Genomic DNA, 14,126 nt, shown 5'->3' with positions numbered 1-14,126 from the left:
GCAACGGCCGTAACGCCAGGTTGCCGGCGCGAGCCGCCGCTTACCAACGGCAACAAGCCGGCGCTGGCGGAGCGGGGCTGCGTGATATCCCGCACGGCCGTTGCGCGCCACACTGGCCCGCATCCTTCGCCACAGGAGCCCCGCATGAACCCCACGCCTCTTCTGCGCCGCGCCGCGCTGTGCTGCCTGGCGTTGCTGTCGGCCTGCGGCGGTGGCGGCGGCAGCGCTCCGCCGGTGGCGGCCCCGGCGTCGTCGCCCGCGTCCGCGCCCACCGGCCCCGCCCGGGCCACCGCGCAGCCGGTGCGGCTCACCAACCCGTGGGGGCTGGCCCAGTTGCCTGATGGCAGCTGGCTGGTCACGCAGCGCACCGCCGGCCTCGTGCGCGTGGCGGCGGACCTGGCGACCAGCCAGCCCGTCACCGGCGCCCCGGCCGTGGACAGCGCCGGTCAGGGCGGGCTGCTGGACGTGGCGCTGGACCCCGACTTCGCCACCACCGGTCACGTCTTCCTCAGCTATGCCGAGCCCGGCAGCGGCGCCGAGGCGGGCAAGGCCGGCACCGCGGTCGCGCGGGCGCAGCTGGTGGGCAATGCGCTGCAGGGGCTGACGGTCATCTTCCGCCAGGCGCCCAAGGTGGCCGGCGGCGCGCACTACGGCTCGCGGCTGGTGTTCGCGCGCGACAAGACGCTGTTCATCACGCTGGGTGAGCGCCAGCTGGGCAGCCCGGCGCAGGACGTCGCCCAGACGCTGGGCAAGGTGGTGCGCGTGAACCGCGACGGCAGCATGCCGGCCGACAACCCGTCCTTCGGCGCCGGCGCCCGGCCCGGGCTGTGGAGCATGGGCCACCGCAACCCGCAGGGTGCGGCGCTGCACCCGACGACGGGCGAGCTGTGGGTCAGCGAGCATGGCGCGCAGGGCGGCGACGAGATCAACATCGCCCGCGCCGGTGGCAACCATGGCTGGCCCACGGTCAGCTACGGCTGCAACTACGGCGACCCGGTGGGCACCGCCTGCGCCATCGGCGGCGGCGTGCACGCACCGCGCTTCGTCGAGCCGCTGACCTGGTGGGTGCCGACCTCCATCGCGCCGTCCGGCATCGCGTTCTATGGCGGCGCGATGTTCCCGGAGTGGCAGGGCAACCTGTTCGTCGGCGCGCTGGCCGGCCAGGCGCTGTGGCGGCTGACGCTGTCGGGCGACACCGTCGCCAGCCGCGAGAAGCTGTTCGAGGACCTGGGTGAGCGTATCCGCGCCGTGAGGCCCGCACCCGACGGCGCGTTGCTGCTGCTGACCGACAGCGGCAAGCTGATCCGAATCGCGCGCTGACCGCGGTCCCAGGCCGGTCCTGCCCACGCTCAGCGGGGCAAGGCCGGACGAGGGGCTAACAGGGCTGCCCGGCCACCTGCGCCGTGCACGACGCCGCATCCAGCTGCAGCACCAGCCCACCGGCCGTGCGCGCCGTCAGGCGCAGCAGCTTGTAGTCGGCGGCCGACAGCGCCAGCGCGCCCAGCGTCGGGCTCAGTACCGCCTTGGCCGTGGTGGGCGCCAGGTCCAGCGTGGCCAGCACGTTGCCGCAGTTGGCGTCCAGCGAGCACAGCTGCACGCGGTTGACGGCCGCGTCGCCGCGCGGCTGGGTCCAGTCCGCCGTGAAGCTGAGCTTGGCGTTCGCCGCGCCCTTCAGCGAGGTCAGCGCGGTGCCGGTCGCGGCGGCCAGCGCCGGCCAGGGCTGGCCGCTCATGTGGGACACGGTGATGGGCAGCTGCCCCGCCACGTCGATGCTGACCGCACCGCCGTCGGCGCCCGCCAGCGGCGTGCTGCAGGCGGTGTCGCTGAACAGCGCGATCTTCATCACGCGGCCGGCGCGCACGAAGTTGCGCGCCGTCGTGTCGCCGGCCGCGCCGGCGGGCACTGGCAGCGCGACGACGTCCACGCCACGCGTCGCGCCGCTGGCCGGGTCCAGGCTGGGCGTGGCGTCGCTGGCGCTGACACTCCACAGGCTCAGGTAGGTCGCGTTCGCCACCGGCTTGAACAGCGCCAGCGTCACGTCGCTGCCCCCCGTGTCCTGCTGCGTCGCGCGGGCGCAGCGCAGGCCGGGGTAGGCCGGGACGCGGATGTCCAGGAAACGGCTGTAGCTGTCGGCGGCGGTCTGGTCGACGCGGCGCTTCATCACCAGCCGCGCCGTCGCGCTGGCCTGCACCTCCAGCCGGTTGCCCAGCAGCAGCCAGCCGGACGAGCGCTTCACGATGGTCTGGTCGACGCCGACCTGGCGCAGCACGTCCTTGGGCGTCGTGCCGGCCGGTGCGTTGGCCTTGGGCGCGGCGGTCTTGAAGATGAGTTTCACGCGGCAGACCGGGTCGGTGCCGGTGAAGTCGCAGCGTGTCGGCACGGCCGGCAGCAGCGTGGCGCCTTCCAGCGACTCGGTGTCACCCACCAGCGAACCCAGCATGTGGCCGCACAGCACCTGCACGGCCTTGTCGCCGCTGAAGCTCGTCACGAGGTCCGCGCTGGCGCGGGCGGCCGGGTCCAGCAGCGGCTTGATGCCGTCGGTGGTGCTGGGGCATTTGGCAGCAAACGGCATGGCCGCACCCAGCGCGCGGAACAGCGTGTCGATGCCGGCATGGTCCACCTTGGCGGCCGACGCGTCGGTGGCCAGGCTGCCGCTGGTGGTGCCGGGCTCCAGATAGGCCCAGCCGCTGCCGAGCGCGGAACTCAGCGTCACGTAGGCCTTGGCGTCCATGCCCCAGCCCACGTCGACGGCGTCCAGCACGCGGTCGTAGCCGGTGTGGGTGCCGGGCGTCAGCGTGCCGGCCAGCAGGTCGAAGTCGGTGGCCAGGCCGGCGTCGGCCAGTGCCGATGCGATGACGGTGCGTACCTGCGTCTGCGCCGTGGCGAGCGCCGCGGCGGTGAGCCCCTGCACGGCGCCGGTCATCAGCGCCTCGGGCGGCTGGCCGCTGGCCAGCACGGTGACGGCGCTGGTCAGCGGGGTCAGGTTCAAAGTGCCGCCGCTGGGCGTGGCACCCCACAGGCACATCGCGCGGTCGCCGGCCGTGCCGCAGGCCTGCACGCGGAACGGGCCGGCGCCGGTCAGCGTGATGGGGCCGTACGCGCCCGTGGCCGCCGTCACGTCCTTGCCGCTGGCGATGACCTTGCCGGTCTCGTCCAGCACGGTCACCTTGCCGCCGGTCAGCGCCAGGCCGGCGGCGACGGTGCCCGACAGCGGCGATGGTGGCGGCGGCGGCGGGGGCGGCGTGGGTGTCGGGCTGGGGGCGGGGGTGGGCGTGGGTGATGGCGCGGGCGTGGGGGTCGGGGACGGTGCGGGTGACGGTGAGGGCGCTGGCGACGGCGCGGGCGAAGGTGAGGGAGCAGGTGACGGTGCCGGAGACGGCGCGGGTGACGGTGCTGGCGTGGGCGAGGGTGCTGGTGCGGGGGCCGGCGACGGCGTGGGCGTCGGTGCCGGTGTCGGCATGGGCAGCGGGCTGGGCGTGGCCACCGGCGGCGGGGGCGTGGTGGGGGTGTCGGTGGCATGCGAGCCACTGCCGCCGCCGCCGCAGGCGGCCAACGCCATCATCAGGGGCCAGGCACAGGCCGAGCGCCAGGACGGCGCCGGTGGAGGGGCCAGCGGGGGCGGAGGGAAGGAAACGGCGTCAGGCATCCGGGCCAGCCGCGCTCAGGCGGCACAACGGTCAGGGTCAGCCTGACTGTAGGCCGCCGGGCGCCGGCGTGATGGGCGGAACTGCGTGGCCGACGCGGGGTTTTGCGCCCGATCGCCGCTCAGTCGCGATGACCGTGGCCGCGGTCGTGGTGGTGGTGATGATGGTGGTGCCGGTGCCGCTCCTCGCGGTGCCAGCCGTCGTCGCGCCGCACGACGACGTGCTGGCGGTACCAGCCGTCCTGCACGAAGTAGACCGGCGCGCCGCAGGCGCCGTAGTGGCCGCAATGGCGTCGCCAGTCGTGGCGGTGGGCCGGCGGTACCCACAGGTAGACGGGCTCGCGGTAGACGGGCCGGCCGACGTACACCGGCTGCGGCGCCACCAGCACGGGCTGCGGGTAGCGGCCGATGTCCACGCGGCCGTAGACGCCGGGCTGGCTGAAGCCGATGGACACGCCGACGTCGCCCGCTTGCGCGGACAGTGCGGGCAGGCTCAGCAGGGCCGGGGCCAGCCAGCGGGTCAGGGAAGGGGGGATGCGGATCATTCGGGCTCCTTGGCGGCGGCAGCCGCGGGTGCGCATTGAACGCGATGGCACCCCCCACGGTTGGCGCCAACGCTGTAACAAAGGGCAGACAAGGCCTTGTCCTACAGGGGCGGCGGGAGGTCGGCATCAAGCTTGCCGTCCCCGCCCTGGAGCATGCCCGATGACCGACACCTCGCCCGCCGCCGTCGTGCAGCAGGCCCTGGCACAGAACGCCCGTTTCCTGGAGCGCTGCAGCCGGCTCGCCGGCGTCGGCGCGTGGGAATGGCAGGCCGACACGGGGGCGCTGGTGCTGTCGGACTCGGCCTGCGATCTGCTGGGCCTGCCGGCCGGCCGCGTGCCGACACTGGCCGCGCTGCTGGAACGCTTCGGCCCGGACGGCGCCGCGATGCTGGACGCCGCGCTGGCGCGCGCTGCCTCTGAGGGCCTGGCCTGGGACGTGGAGCTGACCTGCGTGGCCGGCGCCGCGGGCCCGCGCGTGCTGCGCGTGGTGGGCGGGCCGGACGGCGAGGGTGGCCGTGTGGGTGTCGTCATGCAGGACGTGACTGAGCCTGCCGGTGTGCGCGCCGAGCTGGAGCGCACGCTGGAGCGGCTGGACCTGGCCACCCACGGGGGTGGCATCGGCGTGTGGGACCTGGACCTGCGCACCCGCTCGGTGAGCTGGGACGACGCGATGTGGCGGCTGCACGGCGAGGCGCCGCATGGCCAGCGCATCACGCCGGCCGGCTGGCGCCGGCGCCTGCAGCGGCAGGACCGCCGCGCCGCGCTGGCGGCCTACCGCGACGCGCTGCGCAGCCGCACGCCGCTGGACGGCGAGTGGCACGTGGACTGGCCGGATGGCAGCGTCCATGTGCTGCGCGGCTCCGGTCGCGTGCTGCGTGATGCTGCCGGCCAGCCGCTGCGACTGTCGGGCGTGTGCTGGGACGTCAGCGAGGAGCGCCGCCTGCAGGCGCAGCTGGACGAGCAGCACGAGCTGCTGGAGGTGACGCTGCAGTCCATCGCCGACGCGGTGCTGACGACCGATGCGCAGGGCCGTGTGACCTGGTTGAACCCGGTGGCGCAGCGCCTGACCGGCTGGCCGGCCGACGAGGCGCTCGGCCAGCCGGCCGCGCGCGTGTTCGAGACCTGCCGTGAGGATGACGGCAACGAGCCGCCGCTCGACCCGGTGCAGCACTGCCTGGCCACCGGTCAGTCGTCGCAGCTGCCACCCGGCACCGTGCTGCTCGGGCGCGACGGCGAGCGGCGGGCGGTGGACGATTGCGTCGCCCCCATTCGCGGCAAGGCGGGCCGCGTGCTGGGCGCCGTGCTGGTGTTCCGCGATGTGACGCAGCAGCGCCGCCAGTTCGACGAGATCCGCTGGCGCGCCAGCCACGACGTGCTGACGGGCCTGGTCAACCGCGCCGAGTTCGGCCAGCGCCTGGCGCGCACCTTCGAGCGCGCCAGGCGGGACGGCAGCCACCATGTGCTGCTGGCCTTCGACCTGGACCGCTTCAAGCTCGTCAACGACCATGGCGGCCATGCGGCCGGCGACACCGTGTTGCGCGAGGTGGCGCAGCGGCTGGAGGCCGGCGTGCGCGGCCGCGACACCGTGGCGCGGCTGGGTGGCGACGAGTTCGCTGCCATCCTGGAGAACTGCTCGCTGGAGGAAGGCCTGCTCGTCGCGCAGAAGCTGTGCGACGGGCTGGACCAGTACCGCTTCCAGGCCGGCGGGCAGAGTTTTCGCATCGGCGCCAGCATCGGCGTGGCGCCGCTGGACGGCCGCTGGCCCGACGCCGAAGCCGCGCTGCGCGAGGCCGATGCCTGCTGCATGCTGGCCAAGGAACAGGGCCGCAGCCGCGTGCAGGCCTGGGCGCCCGACGACGTGACGCTGCGCGCCCACCAGAGCGAGCACCGCTGGGCCACGCGGCTGCAGCAGGCGCTGGACGAGGACCGCTTCGAGCTGGACCTGCAGCGCGTGCTGCCGGCGCAGGGCACCGAGGACGACGGTCGGCTGCGTGGCGAGCTGCTGCTGCGGCTGCGCGAGCGCGACGGCAGCCGCGTGCTGCCGGGGGCGTTCATGCCGGCGGCCGAGCGCTTCCACATCGCGCCGCGCATCGACCGCTGGGTGCTGCGCCAGGCTGTTGCGCTGCTGCAGCAGGACGGCGGGCCCGACATCGCGTCGCTGTCCGTCAACGTGTCGGCGCTGACGCTGCAGGATGCGGACTTCCACGAGGAGGCACGCGCGCTGCTGCAGCAGCTGGGGCGCCCGCGCGCCGCGGCGCTGTGCCTGGAGATCACCGAGACGGCCGTCATCACCCGCATGGCCGACGCGGCCCGCTTCATCACGCAGATGCGGGCGCTGGGGGCGCGCATCGCGCTGGACGACTTCGGCGCCGGCGCGTCCTCGTACAGCTACCTGAAGGCGCTGCCGGTGGACCTGCTGAAGATCGACGGCCAGTTCGTGCGCGCGCTGATGACCGACCCGCTGGACCAGGTGGCCGTGCGCAGCTTCGTCGACGTGGCCCGCACGCTCGGGCTGACGACGGTGGCGGAGTGCGTGGAGACGCCCGAGGTGCTGCTGGAGCTGGTGCGCCTGGGCGTGGGCGAGGTGCAGGGCTTCCTGCTGCACCGGCCGGAGCCGGTGGCCGGGTTGCTGGCCGCCGCGCCGGAGGCCGCGGCGGTCTGAACGGCCGCTGCGCCCGCGTCCTAGACGCCGGCGGTGACGGTGGCGCTGGCAGCGCCCTGGCTGCTGACGGGCTTGGCGGCCGGCTGGTCGCGGCCATCGGCGACGGCGCGCAGCGACACCTGCAGCCCGCGCGACAGCTGGGCCTGCCATTGCTGCAGCGTGTCGCTGGCGCGCCGCATGGCGTTGCTGGCCTGCACGTCCAGCGGGCGCGGGTCGGCGGCGGCGTCCAGCAGGCCGCTGGTCAGCAGCCCGCCGACCAGCGCGATGGCGATCAGCACGTGCAGGCCGCGGCGCTCGGGCGGCGTGGGCAGCTCGGCGCCGTGGGCCGACACGCGGAAGCGGTGCAGATGGGTGTGCCAGCCGTCGGAATGCGGGGTGATGGGGAATCGCATGCGGCCCTCCTTGTCTGGCCTGAATGGCGCCGCGCGATTGGCGGGCCCTGGCGGCAGTGTGGGGGTGGCTGCTGTCCGCAATTGTCAGCAGCCGCGGGCTGCTGGCGTAGGACGTCAGGCCGCCGGCTCGGCCTCGGTGGCGGTGGCCGGTGGCGGCATCTCCGGCCGGCGCGGCAGCCGCGCCAGCACCAGCGTGCCGCGCCCCGGGGCGGACAGCAGCTGCAGCGTGCCGCCCAGGCTTTCGATGCGGTAGCGCATGCCCAGCAGCCCGTGGTGACCGGCGCCCACGGCGTCGGGGTTGAAGCCCTGGCCGTCGTCGCGGATCTGCAGCTGCAGCCAGCCGTCGGCCTCGCCCAGCGACACGCGCACCTGCTTGGCCTTGGCGTGGCGCAGCACGTTGGTGAGCGCCTCCTGCACCAGCCGGTACAGCGCCAGCCGGTCGGCATCCTCGGTGGGGCTGTCGGCCAGCTCCAGCGTCAGCTGCAGGCCGGAGCGCTGCGAGAACTCCTGCGTCAGGATCTCCAGCGCCGGGATCAGGCCCAGGTTGGACAGCGCCGACGGCCGCAGGTCCTCGATGATGCGGCGCTTCAGTGCGATGCCCTGATCCAGCAGCTCGCTCATGTGCTTGAGGCGCTCGTCGATGTCGGGCGTGGACTTGGTCATGCGGCGCACGCGGGCCACGTCCAGCTTGGCAGCGGTCAGCAGCGCGCCGAGCTCGTCGTGCAGCTCGCGGGCCAGCCGCGCACGCTCGTCCTCGCGCACGGTCTGCAGGTGGCGGGCCAGCTCGGTCAGCTCGGCGGTGCGGCGGGCCACCTCGCGGTCCAGCCGGTCGCGCTCGCTGGCCAGCTCGGTGGCGTGCTCGCGCCGCGCCTTGTGCAGTGCCTCGTTGCGGCGCAGGAAGATGGCCAGGCCGAACAGGCTCAACACGGTCAGCCCGTGCGTGCCCAGGCGGCCGTAGGTCAGCGAGCGGTAGACGGCCTCGCGCTCCAGCGCGATCTGGCCCAGCTCGTGGCGGTCCAGCTGGCTGACGGCGTCGCGCACCGCCTGCATCTTCTCGCGGCCGATGTCCGACTCCACCAGCCCCTGCCAGGCCGGCGTGTTGCCCTCGCGGTAGAGCTTGACGACCAGCTGCAGCTCCGACAGCTTCTCGTTGGCGCGGCGGCTGGCGTCGGCCACCAACGCGGCCCATTCGGAGCTTTCGTACTGGCCGCGCAAGCGCTGCAACACGGCGGGCAGCTCGCGCTCGGCCAGCTGCACGGGGGCCAGGTAGTCCTCGCGCCCGGTCAGCAGGAAGCCGCGCTGGGCGGTTTCGGCGTTGGTGAGCAGTTCGCGCAGGCGCAGGCTGTCGTCGCGCGCGATGTGGCGGGCCTGGGACTGGGCGAGTGCCTGGTCGGCGCCCCAGAACGCGGCCTCGCTGACGCCCATGACGGCGGCCGCGGCCAGCGCGGCGCACAGCACCGCGAAGCCCCGGTTGCGCGAGGCTCCTTCAAGCCAGGGGTCCAGATGACGCAGCACGGCGGGACGCTCAGCGCGCTGCGGCAGCGGGGCTTGAAGGAGGGACATGCTCGGCCAGCTCGGCGCAGTAGGTGATCAGGTCGTCCAGCTCGTGGCTCTTGTCGAACACCCGCTCCGCCCCCAGGCTGGCGCAGCGGCGGCGCATTTCCTCGGTGGCGTAGTTCGTCAGCACGACGCGACGCGCCCGCACGCCCAGCTTCTGGGCCGCCTGCAGCACGCCCAGACCGGTGCCGGAGCGCAGGAAGACGTCGACGATGAAGAGGTCGGCGCTGGCGTCGGGGTCGCGGCTCATCCAGCGCACCGCGCCGGCCTCGTCGGCCACCGACCCCACCACCTCGACCTGGGCCAGCTCTTCCAGCGTGGCGACCAGGTTTTCGAGGATGACCGGGCTGTCCTCGACGATGAAGGCTTTGAGTGCTGGCATGGCCCGGCGCTGCGCTGTTCTTTGCGTGATGGGGTCAAGTATGAACCGCTTCGGCCCCGGTCCGGGCGGCGTGGGCAACGCGTCGCGTTGTAGGAGCTGTCCTATGCGCCGCAGACTCGGGCCGCATGCGGACGGCTCGTCCGGCGCCGAGGCGCCGGCGCCCTCGGGGGTTCAAGGCTTGACGGCGATGTCGTTGCGCACCGCCACGACGCCGGACGTCTCGCGCGCGAGCTTCTCGGCCATGGCCTTTTCCTGCGAGGTCTTCGCGAAGCCCGCCAGCTGCACGGTGCCCTTCAGCGTCTCGACGCTGATGGCCATCGCGCTGACCGTCGGGTCGGCGGCGAACTTGGCCTTGACGCGGGTGGTCAGTGCGGCGTCGTCGATGTAGCTGCCGGCGGTCTGCTGGTCGCGGGCAACGGCGCAGCCGCTGGTGGCGCCGACGGTGGCGATGAGGGCAGCGGCGAGGGACAGGGTCAGGACGGGTTTGGTCAGCATGGGATGCTCCTTTTGGTTGGCGGCCCACCCTGGGGCCGTGGCCTCACTATCTGAGAAGCGCCCGCCTGGCCGGATAGTCCCGCGGCGGGGTGCTCTGTCAGACATCTCCGGCATGTTTGTAGGACACCGGCCGCTGCCGCCGTGCCGTTGTGGCTGCTACGCTGAACTCATCACCTCCAACAGACAGGCACACCATGATCCGCATCGGAATCGTTGACGACCACGCCATCGTGCGCACCGGGCTGCGCCAGTTCCTGTCCGACCACGTGGACCTGCGCGTCACCGGCGAAGGCAGCAGCGGCCACGAGGCACTGGACATGGCGCGCAAGGGGGATGTGGACGTGCTGCTGCTCGACATCTCCATGCCGGACCAGAGCGGCGTGGACGCGCTCGCGGCCATCAAGGCGCGCTTCCCGGAGCTGCCGGTGCTCATCCTCAGCGGCTTCCCCGAGGCGCACTACGCAACGACGCTGCTGCGCCAGGGCGCCAGTGGCTACCTGAACAAGGAGTGCGACCCCGACGAGATCGCCAACGCGATCCGCCTCGTGTCGCGCGGCCGGCGCTACATCAGCCCGGCCGTGGCCGAGCAGCTGGCCGACAGCGTGGTGGGCGGCAACGCGGCCAACGGCGCGCCGGACAAGCCGCTGCACGAGATGCTGTCGGAGCGCGAGTTCCAGGTCTTCCTGCGGCTGGCGCAGGGCGAGACCGTGGGCCACATCGCCGAGGCGCTGTTCCTGAGCGTCAAGACCGTCAGCACCTACCGCACCCGTGTGCTGGAGAAGCTCAAGCTCGCCACCAACAGCGACCTGACCTACTACGCGCTGAAGAACGGCCTGATCCAGTGAGAAAAGCCCCGCGCGGGGGCGTGTGTCGCAGCAACGGGCCCCGCGGGGCCCGTTGTCGTTCAGTCGTGCAGGAGGGCTGCAGCGTCGCCGCGCGTGTCGCCCAGCATCCACGGCTGGGCGGACTCGTAGCCGAGCACCGCGTCCGACGCGCCGGCGTCGGCCGGCTGCCACCAGCGTGTCAGCGTTGACAGCAGCGGGCCGCGGGGCACCTGGGCGTGCATCGGCAGGTCGGTGGGGGTGGTGAGATCGGCCATGTTCGCCTCCGGGGTGATGTTGTTGCGAGCATCGCCGCCCGGTTGCCGTCGGTGGATAGTCCGCTGGCGCCCTGGGGTGTCGGAGAAGACCGACAAAGGCTGCACGCTGGTGCGCCTGCTTGTCGGCCCGCATCCGCGTCGCATGCCCGCATGGCACCTGGCCTTGCGCGGCGCGGCGGGCCTGAGCCTGCTGCGCGGCCGGGTCGGCGGGCCTCAGTCCAGCACGCCGGGCTCGGCCATCAGCCGGCCGCGGCCGGCGCGCTGGGCTTCGTAGAGTGCCGTCTCGGCGCGGCGCTGCAGGTCGGCCACGCCGCGGTCGCCGGGGCGCAGCTTGCCCCAGCCGGCGCTGAAGGACAGCGGCAGCCCCAGCTCGGCCGGCGCACGTTCGGCCAGCGCGGCGCGCAGCCGCTGGTCCAGCGCCTGCGGGCCCTCGGGCAGGCAGCGGGCCATCAGCACGCCGAACTGCTCGCCGCCCAGTCGGCCGGCCAGGTCGCCCAGCCGCATCTGCGCCTGCACGCAGCTGGCGAACAGCGCCAGCGCGCGGTCGGCGAAGTCGGCGCCGCGCTCGTCGCGCAGCGTGGCGACGTCGTCCAGGTCCAGCAGCACCAGGGCCAGCGGTTCGTCGAAGCGGCGGGCCATGGAGATCAGCTCGACGGAGCGCTTGGCGAACGCCGTGCGGTCGGCCAGGCCGGTGAGGCCGTCGGTCTGCGTCAGCCGGGCCAGCTCGGCCTCGGTCTGGCCGCGCCAGGCCAGCAGCAGCATGGGCAGCGCCAGCAGCAGCGCGAGTTGCCCGGCGACGGCCAGCAGCAGGTCGGGCCAGGGGGCGGTGTCGCCCAGCAGCGTGGCCGTGGCGCGGGCCAGCATGGCGGTCAGCAGCGGCAGCACGGCCGTCAGGCCCAGCAGTCGCCAGCGGCGGCTGTTCAGGCCCTGCAGCACGTTGCCGCGCTCGGGCAGCGTCAGCGCCACGCCCAGCCAGATGAGCTGGGCGGCGAGAACGATGTCGGCCAGCGTCTGGGCACGGTCGTGCTGCGCCCAGAGCAGCGCGTGGCCCCCCGCCAGCACGGCGGGCGCCGCGGCCATCAACCAGCGGCCGGGTCGCGGCGTCAGCCACAGGCAGCAGGCCCACCACAGCGCCGACAGGCCCAGACTGACCAGGGCCGCGCCGGCGCTGACGAGCGCATGCGGCGGCGTGGCTCCAGCCTGCAGCGCGGGGCTGGCCAGCGCCAGACCCAGCGCCAGCGCCGCCATGCCCACCTGCGCCCAGCGCCCGCCGGGGTTGGCGTCGCGCCAGCCAATGAGCGTGATGAGCACCAGCGCCGCGGCCAGCGCCTGCATGGGCATCAGCGCGAACAGGGCGTCGGTGAAGCTCATTTACTTCTTGACGGGAATCGGGGTGTCGCGCGCGACGGGCACTGCGGTCACGCTGTTCTTGGGCGAGCCGTCGATGAGGCGGTCGGAGTAGGTCAGGTAGATCAGCGTGTTGCGCTGCGCGTCCACCATGCGGACGATGCGCAGCTTCTTGAACACCAGCGAGATGCGCTCGTTGAACACCTCTTCCTGGCGCGGCAGCGGCTGGCCGATGGCGATGGGGCCCACCTGCCGGCAGGCGATGGACGCTTCGGCCTTGTCCTCGGCCAGCCCGATGGCGCCGCTGATGCCGCCGGTCTTGGCGCGCGACACATAGCAGGTGACGCCGCCGACCTTGGGGTCGTCGTAGGCGTCGACGACGATCTTGTGATCGGGGCCGATGAGCTTGAACGCGGTGTCGACCGAGCCGATGGGCTCGGCGCGGGCCAGCGCCGTGATGGCGAGCAGCAGGAGGGCGGCGTGCTTCATGCCGGGCAGTCTACGGCGCGTTGATGCCCGTTCGGGTTCACGCCAGCCAGCGCCAGACGGCGCTCCCCAGGCACACCGCCATGGCGAGCAGCCAAAACCAATGTGCGCCGCGGAAGTTGCGCTCGCCGCTCTGCAGCAGCTGACGCTTGCGCTCGTTCAGTTCGGCCCTGGGGATGCCGGCGGTGTGGTCCGGCGATTCTCCTGACAGCACCTCGTAGGGCACGTCGCCCGCATCGACCGACAGCTGCCACGCGTCGTGGGCCAGATAGCCGAAGACAGCGGCGAGCACGATCAGCAGGACGGATTCCATGGCGGGGCGGCAGACGTGGGCGATGTTGATGGCCTGCAGGACTATGCCAACAAGCAGCGTCCATGGGGCTGCGGAACTAGAGCGCGCAAGCTCCCGCCGGGCTGGGCACGCCCGTCTGCCGGCCCGTGAAGCGGGGCGACTCGGGGTGGCCGAGGTTGAAGTGGCTGAGCTGGTCGCTGCGCTGGTTGCACACGTACAGGTGCTGGCCCGCGATGCCCGCGCTGCGCGGGAAGCTGCCGTGCACCCAGTGGTGGTCCAGCAGCCGCGGGCGGCGCGGCTGGGCCAGCGACAGCACGGCCAGGCTGTCGTGCAGGCGGTTCAGCGCGTACAGGTGGCGGCCGCCGGGCGCCAGCAGCAGGTCGGACGCGAAGCTGGTACCGGCGAAGCCCTCGGGCAGCACGGAGATCTCGTCCAGCAGCCGCGGGCCGTCGGCGCGCAGCTCGACGGTGGACAGCGTGGATGACTCCTCCTGCAGCACGTAGACGAGGGCGGCGTCCTGCGGGTGGAAGGCGAAGTGGCGCGGCCCGGAGCCGGGGCTCAGCGCCAGCTCGTGCGCCGGCGCGCCGGGCGTGGTGTCGGTCAGCGGCCAGACGAGCAGGCGGTCGCGGCCCAGGTCGGTGCCGAGCAGCCAGCGGCCGTCGGGGCTGGCCTGGATCATGTGCGCGTGCGGCGCGTCATGGCCGCTGTGGGACTGGCTGCCGGGCGGCGCCTTGGCGGCGCGCGTGGGGCCGGGGCGGCAGTCGGGGCCGGCGCAGCTGGGCCAGCTGTCGGCGGGCCCCAGCCGGCCGTCGGCCTGCAGCGGCAGCGCCGCGAAGCGGGCGTCGCCGTAATGCGCCACCCACACGCGGCCGGCGGCCAGCGACAGCTGGCAGGGCCCCTGTCCGCCGCTGGGCTGGCGCTGCAGCAGCGCGAGCGCGCCGGCATCGTCCTGTGTGTAGACGGCCACATGGTGGGCGCCTTCCTCGGCGGCATAGACGCGGCCGGCGTGTGCCACCAGCCAGCTGGGGCTGCCGGCGTTGGGCGTGACGCCCAGCGGCTTCAGGCCGCCGTCGGCGGCGATGGCGAAGCTGTAGATCCCCAAGCCCGCCGGCGCGTAGGTGCCGACGTGCAGGAAGCGCGGGGAGGGCGTGGTGGCGAGGGCGGGCATCAGGGGCAGGGCAGGCAGGGTGAGCAGGTGGCGGCGCAGCATCGCAGGTCCTGGTGCT

At 73.6% G+C, this 14,126-nt stretch carries 14 protein-coding genes; 3 read left to right on the top strand and 11 right to left on the bottom strand.

The window, feature by feature from the left end; genetic code table 11:
- The first annotated feature begins 144 nt into the window (after window positions 1-144).
- The gene (locus ACG04Q_RS02100) at window positions 145-1,320 is read left to right on the top strand and encodes a PQQ-dependent sugar dehydrogenase (protein ID WP_394509156.1); all 1,176 of its coding nucleotides are present in this window, start codon (window positions 145-147) and stop codon (window positions 1,318-1,320) included.
- 55 nt (window positions 1,321-1,375) lie between these two features.
- Here ACG04Q_RS02100 and ACG04Q_RS02095 read toward each other — a convergent pair whose 3' ends face one another.
- On the bottom strand, window positions 1,376-3,562 hold the full coding sequence (locus tag ACG04Q_RS02095) for a hypothetical protein (protein ID WP_394509155.1): 2,187 nt from the start codon (window positions 3,560-3,562) through the stop codon (window positions 1,376-1,378).
- Between the two features lie 203 nt (window positions 3,563-3,765).
- Window positions 3,766-4,188, bottom strand: coding sequence for a hypothetical protein (locus ACG04Q_RS02090; protein WP_394509154.1), 423 nt, complete (start codon window positions 4,186-4,188; stop codon window positions 3,766-3,768).
- A 160-nt stretch (window positions 4,189-4,348) separates the two neighbouring features.
- Here ACG04Q_RS02090 and ACG04Q_RS02085 point away from each other — a divergent pair, with 160 nt between their 5' ends.
- Window positions 4,349-6,850, top strand: a complete 2,502-nt coding sequence (locus ACG04Q_RS02085) for an EAL domain-containing protein (RefSeq protein WP_394509153.1) — start codon at window positions 4,349-4,351, stop codon at window positions 6,848-6,850.
- A gap of 20 nt (window positions 6,851-6,870) precedes the next feature.
- Here the strand turns inward: ACG04Q_RS02085 and ACG04Q_RS02080 are convergent, their stop codons facing one another.
- From ACG04Q_RS02080 to ACG04Q_RS02065, 4 genes are all read right to left on the bottom strand, one after another.
- Window positions 6,871-7,242: a hypothetical protein gene (locus ACG04Q_RS02080; RefSeq protein WP_394509152.1), complete on the bottom strand. Its 372-nt coding sequence runs from the start codon at window positions 7,240-7,242 to the stop codon at window positions 6,871-6,873.
- Between the two features lie 114 nt (window positions 7,243-7,356).
- The gene (locus tag ACG04Q_RS02075; protein ID WP_394509151.1) at window positions 7,357-8,805 is read right to left on the bottom strand and encodes a CHASE3 domain-containing protein; all 1,449 of its coding nucleotides are present in this window, start codon (window positions 8,803-8,805) and stop codon (window positions 7,357-7,359) included.
- Window positions 8,768-9,181: a response regulator transcription factor gene (locus ACG04Q_RS02070; RefSeq protein ID WP_394509150.1), complete on the bottom strand. Its 414-nt coding sequence runs from the start codon at window positions 9,179-9,181 to the stop codon at window positions 8,768-8,770. Before ACG04Q_RS02070 ends, ACG04Q_RS02075 begins: the two co-directional genes overlap by 38 nt.
- A 171-nt stretch (window positions 9,182-9,352) precedes the next feature.
- Entirely contained in the window at window positions 9,353-9,676 is a 324-nt protein-coding gene (locus ACG04Q_RS02065) for a BON domain-containing protein (RefSeq protein WP_394509149.1), read from the bottom strand.
- A 194-nt stretch (window positions 9,677-9,870) separates the two neighbouring features.
- Here ACG04Q_RS02065 and ACG04Q_RS02060 point away from each other — a divergent pair, with 194 nt between their 5' ends.
- A complete protein-coding gene (locus tag ACG04Q_RS02060) occupies window positions 9,871-10,521 on the top strand; it encodes a response regulator (protein ID WP_394509148.1) in 651 nt (216 codons plus the stop codon).
- Between the two features lie 59 nt (window positions 10,522-10,580).
- Here ACG04Q_RS02060 and ACG04Q_RS02055 read toward each other — a convergent pair whose 3' ends face one another.
- The 5 genes from ACG04Q_RS02055 to ACG04Q_RS02035 form a co-directional block, all read right to left on the bottom strand.
- Window positions 10,581-10,775 (bottom strand): hypothetical protein, encoded by a 195-nt coding sequence (locus ACG04Q_RS02055; RefSeq protein WP_394509147.1) that lies wholly within the window; start codon window positions 10,773-10,775, stop codon window positions 10,581-10,583.
- Between the two features lie 213 nt (window positions 10,776-10,988).
- On the bottom strand, window positions 10,989-12,146 hold the full coding sequence (locus ACG04Q_RS02050) for a GGDEF domain-containing protein (RefSeq protein WP_394509146.1): 1,158 nt from the start codon (window positions 12,144-12,146) through the stop codon (window positions 10,989-10,991).
- Window positions 12,147-12,611 carry a CreA family protein gene (locus tag ACG04Q_RS02045; RefSeq protein WP_394509145.1) on the bottom strand — a complete coding sequence of 155 codons (465 nt, stop codon included), beginning with the start codon at window positions 12,609-12,611 and terminating at the stop codon, window positions 12,147-12,149.
- A gap of 37 nt (window positions 12,612-12,648) precedes the next feature.
- Entirely contained in the window at window positions 12,649-12,921 is a 273-nt protein-coding gene (locus ACG04Q_RS02040; protein WP_394509144.1) for a hypothetical protein, read from the bottom strand.
- 76 nt (window positions 12,922-12,997) lie between these two features.
- On the bottom strand, window positions 12,998-14,110 hold the full coding sequence (locus ACG04Q_RS02035) for a lactonase family protein (protein ID WP_394509143.1): 1,113 nt from the start codon (window positions 14,108-14,110) through the stop codon (window positions 12,998-13,000).
- Window positions 14,111-14,126 lie beyond the last annotated feature (16 nt).

It is taken from the genome of Pelomonas lactea, from assembly GCF_043555885.1.
GTDB classification, from domain to species: domain Bacteria; phylum Pseudomonadota; class Gammaproteobacteria; order Burkholderiales; family Burkholderiaceae_C; genus Pelomonas; species Pelomonas lactea.
The sequence above is the reverse complement of the archived record's forward strand: the minus strand, read 5'-3'. Positions and strand labels throughout refer to the sequence as shown.

Excerpts from the sequence above, each read along its gene's own strand:
- ACG04Q_RS02100 (WP_394509156.1), top strand. The coding sequence starts at position 145 with ATGAACCCCACGCCTCTTCTGCGCCGCGCCGCGCTGTGCTGCCTGGCG.
- ACG04Q_RS02095 (WP_394509155.1), bottom strand. The coding sequence starts at position 3,562 with ATGATGGCGTTGGCCGCCTGCGGCGGCGGCGGCAGTGGCTCGCATGCC.
- ACG04Q_RS02090 (WP_394509154.1), bottom strand. The coding sequence starts at position 4,188 with ATGATCCGCATCCCCCCTTCCCTGACCCGCTGGCTGGCCCCGGCCCTG.
- ACG04Q_RS02085 (WP_394509153.1), top strand. The coding sequence starts at position 4,349 with ATGACCGACACCTCGCCCGCCGCCGTCGTGCAGCAGGCCCTGGCACAG.
- ACG04Q_RS02080 (WP_394509152.1), bottom strand. The coding sequence starts at position 7,242 with ATGCGATTCCCCATCACCCCGCATTCCGACGGCTGGCACACCCATCTG.
- ACG04Q_RS02075 (WP_394509151.1), bottom strand. The coding sequence starts at position 8,805 with ATGTCCCTCCTTCAAGCCCCGCTGCCGCAGCGCGCTGAGCGTCCCGCC.
- ACG04Q_RS02070 (WP_394509150.1), bottom strand. The coding sequence starts at position 9,181 with ATGCCAGCACTCAAAGCCTTCATCGTCGAGGACAGCCCGGTCATCCTC.
- ACG04Q_RS02065 (WP_394509149.1), bottom strand. The coding sequence starts at position 9,676 with ATGCTGACCAAACCCGTCCTGACCCTGTCCCTCGCCGCTGCCCTCATC.
- ACG04Q_RS02060 (WP_394509148.1), top strand. The coding sequence starts at position 9,871 with ATGATCCGCATCGGAATCGTTGACGACCACGCCATCGTGCGCACCGGG.
- ACG04Q_RS02055 (WP_394509147.1), bottom strand. The coding sequence starts at position 10,775 with ATGGCCGATCTCACCACCCCCACCGACCTGCCGATGCACGCCCAGGTG.
- ACG04Q_RS02050 (WP_394509146.1), bottom strand. The coding sequence starts at position 12,146 with ATGAGCTTCACCGACGCCCTGTTCGCGCTGATGCCCATGCAGGCGCTG.
- ACG04Q_RS02045 (WP_394509145.1), bottom strand. The coding sequence starts at position 12,611 with ATGAAGCACGCCGCCCTCCTGCTGCTCGCCATCACGGCGCTGGCCCGC.
- ACG04Q_RS02040 (WP_394509144.1), bottom strand. The coding sequence starts at position 12,921 with ATGGAATCCGTCCTGCTGATCGTGCTCGCCGCTGTCTTCGGCTATCTG.
- ACG04Q_RS02035 (WP_394509143.1), bottom strand. The coding sequence starts at position 14,110 with ATGCTGCGCCGCCACCTGCTCACCCTGCCTGCCCTGCCCCTGATGCCC.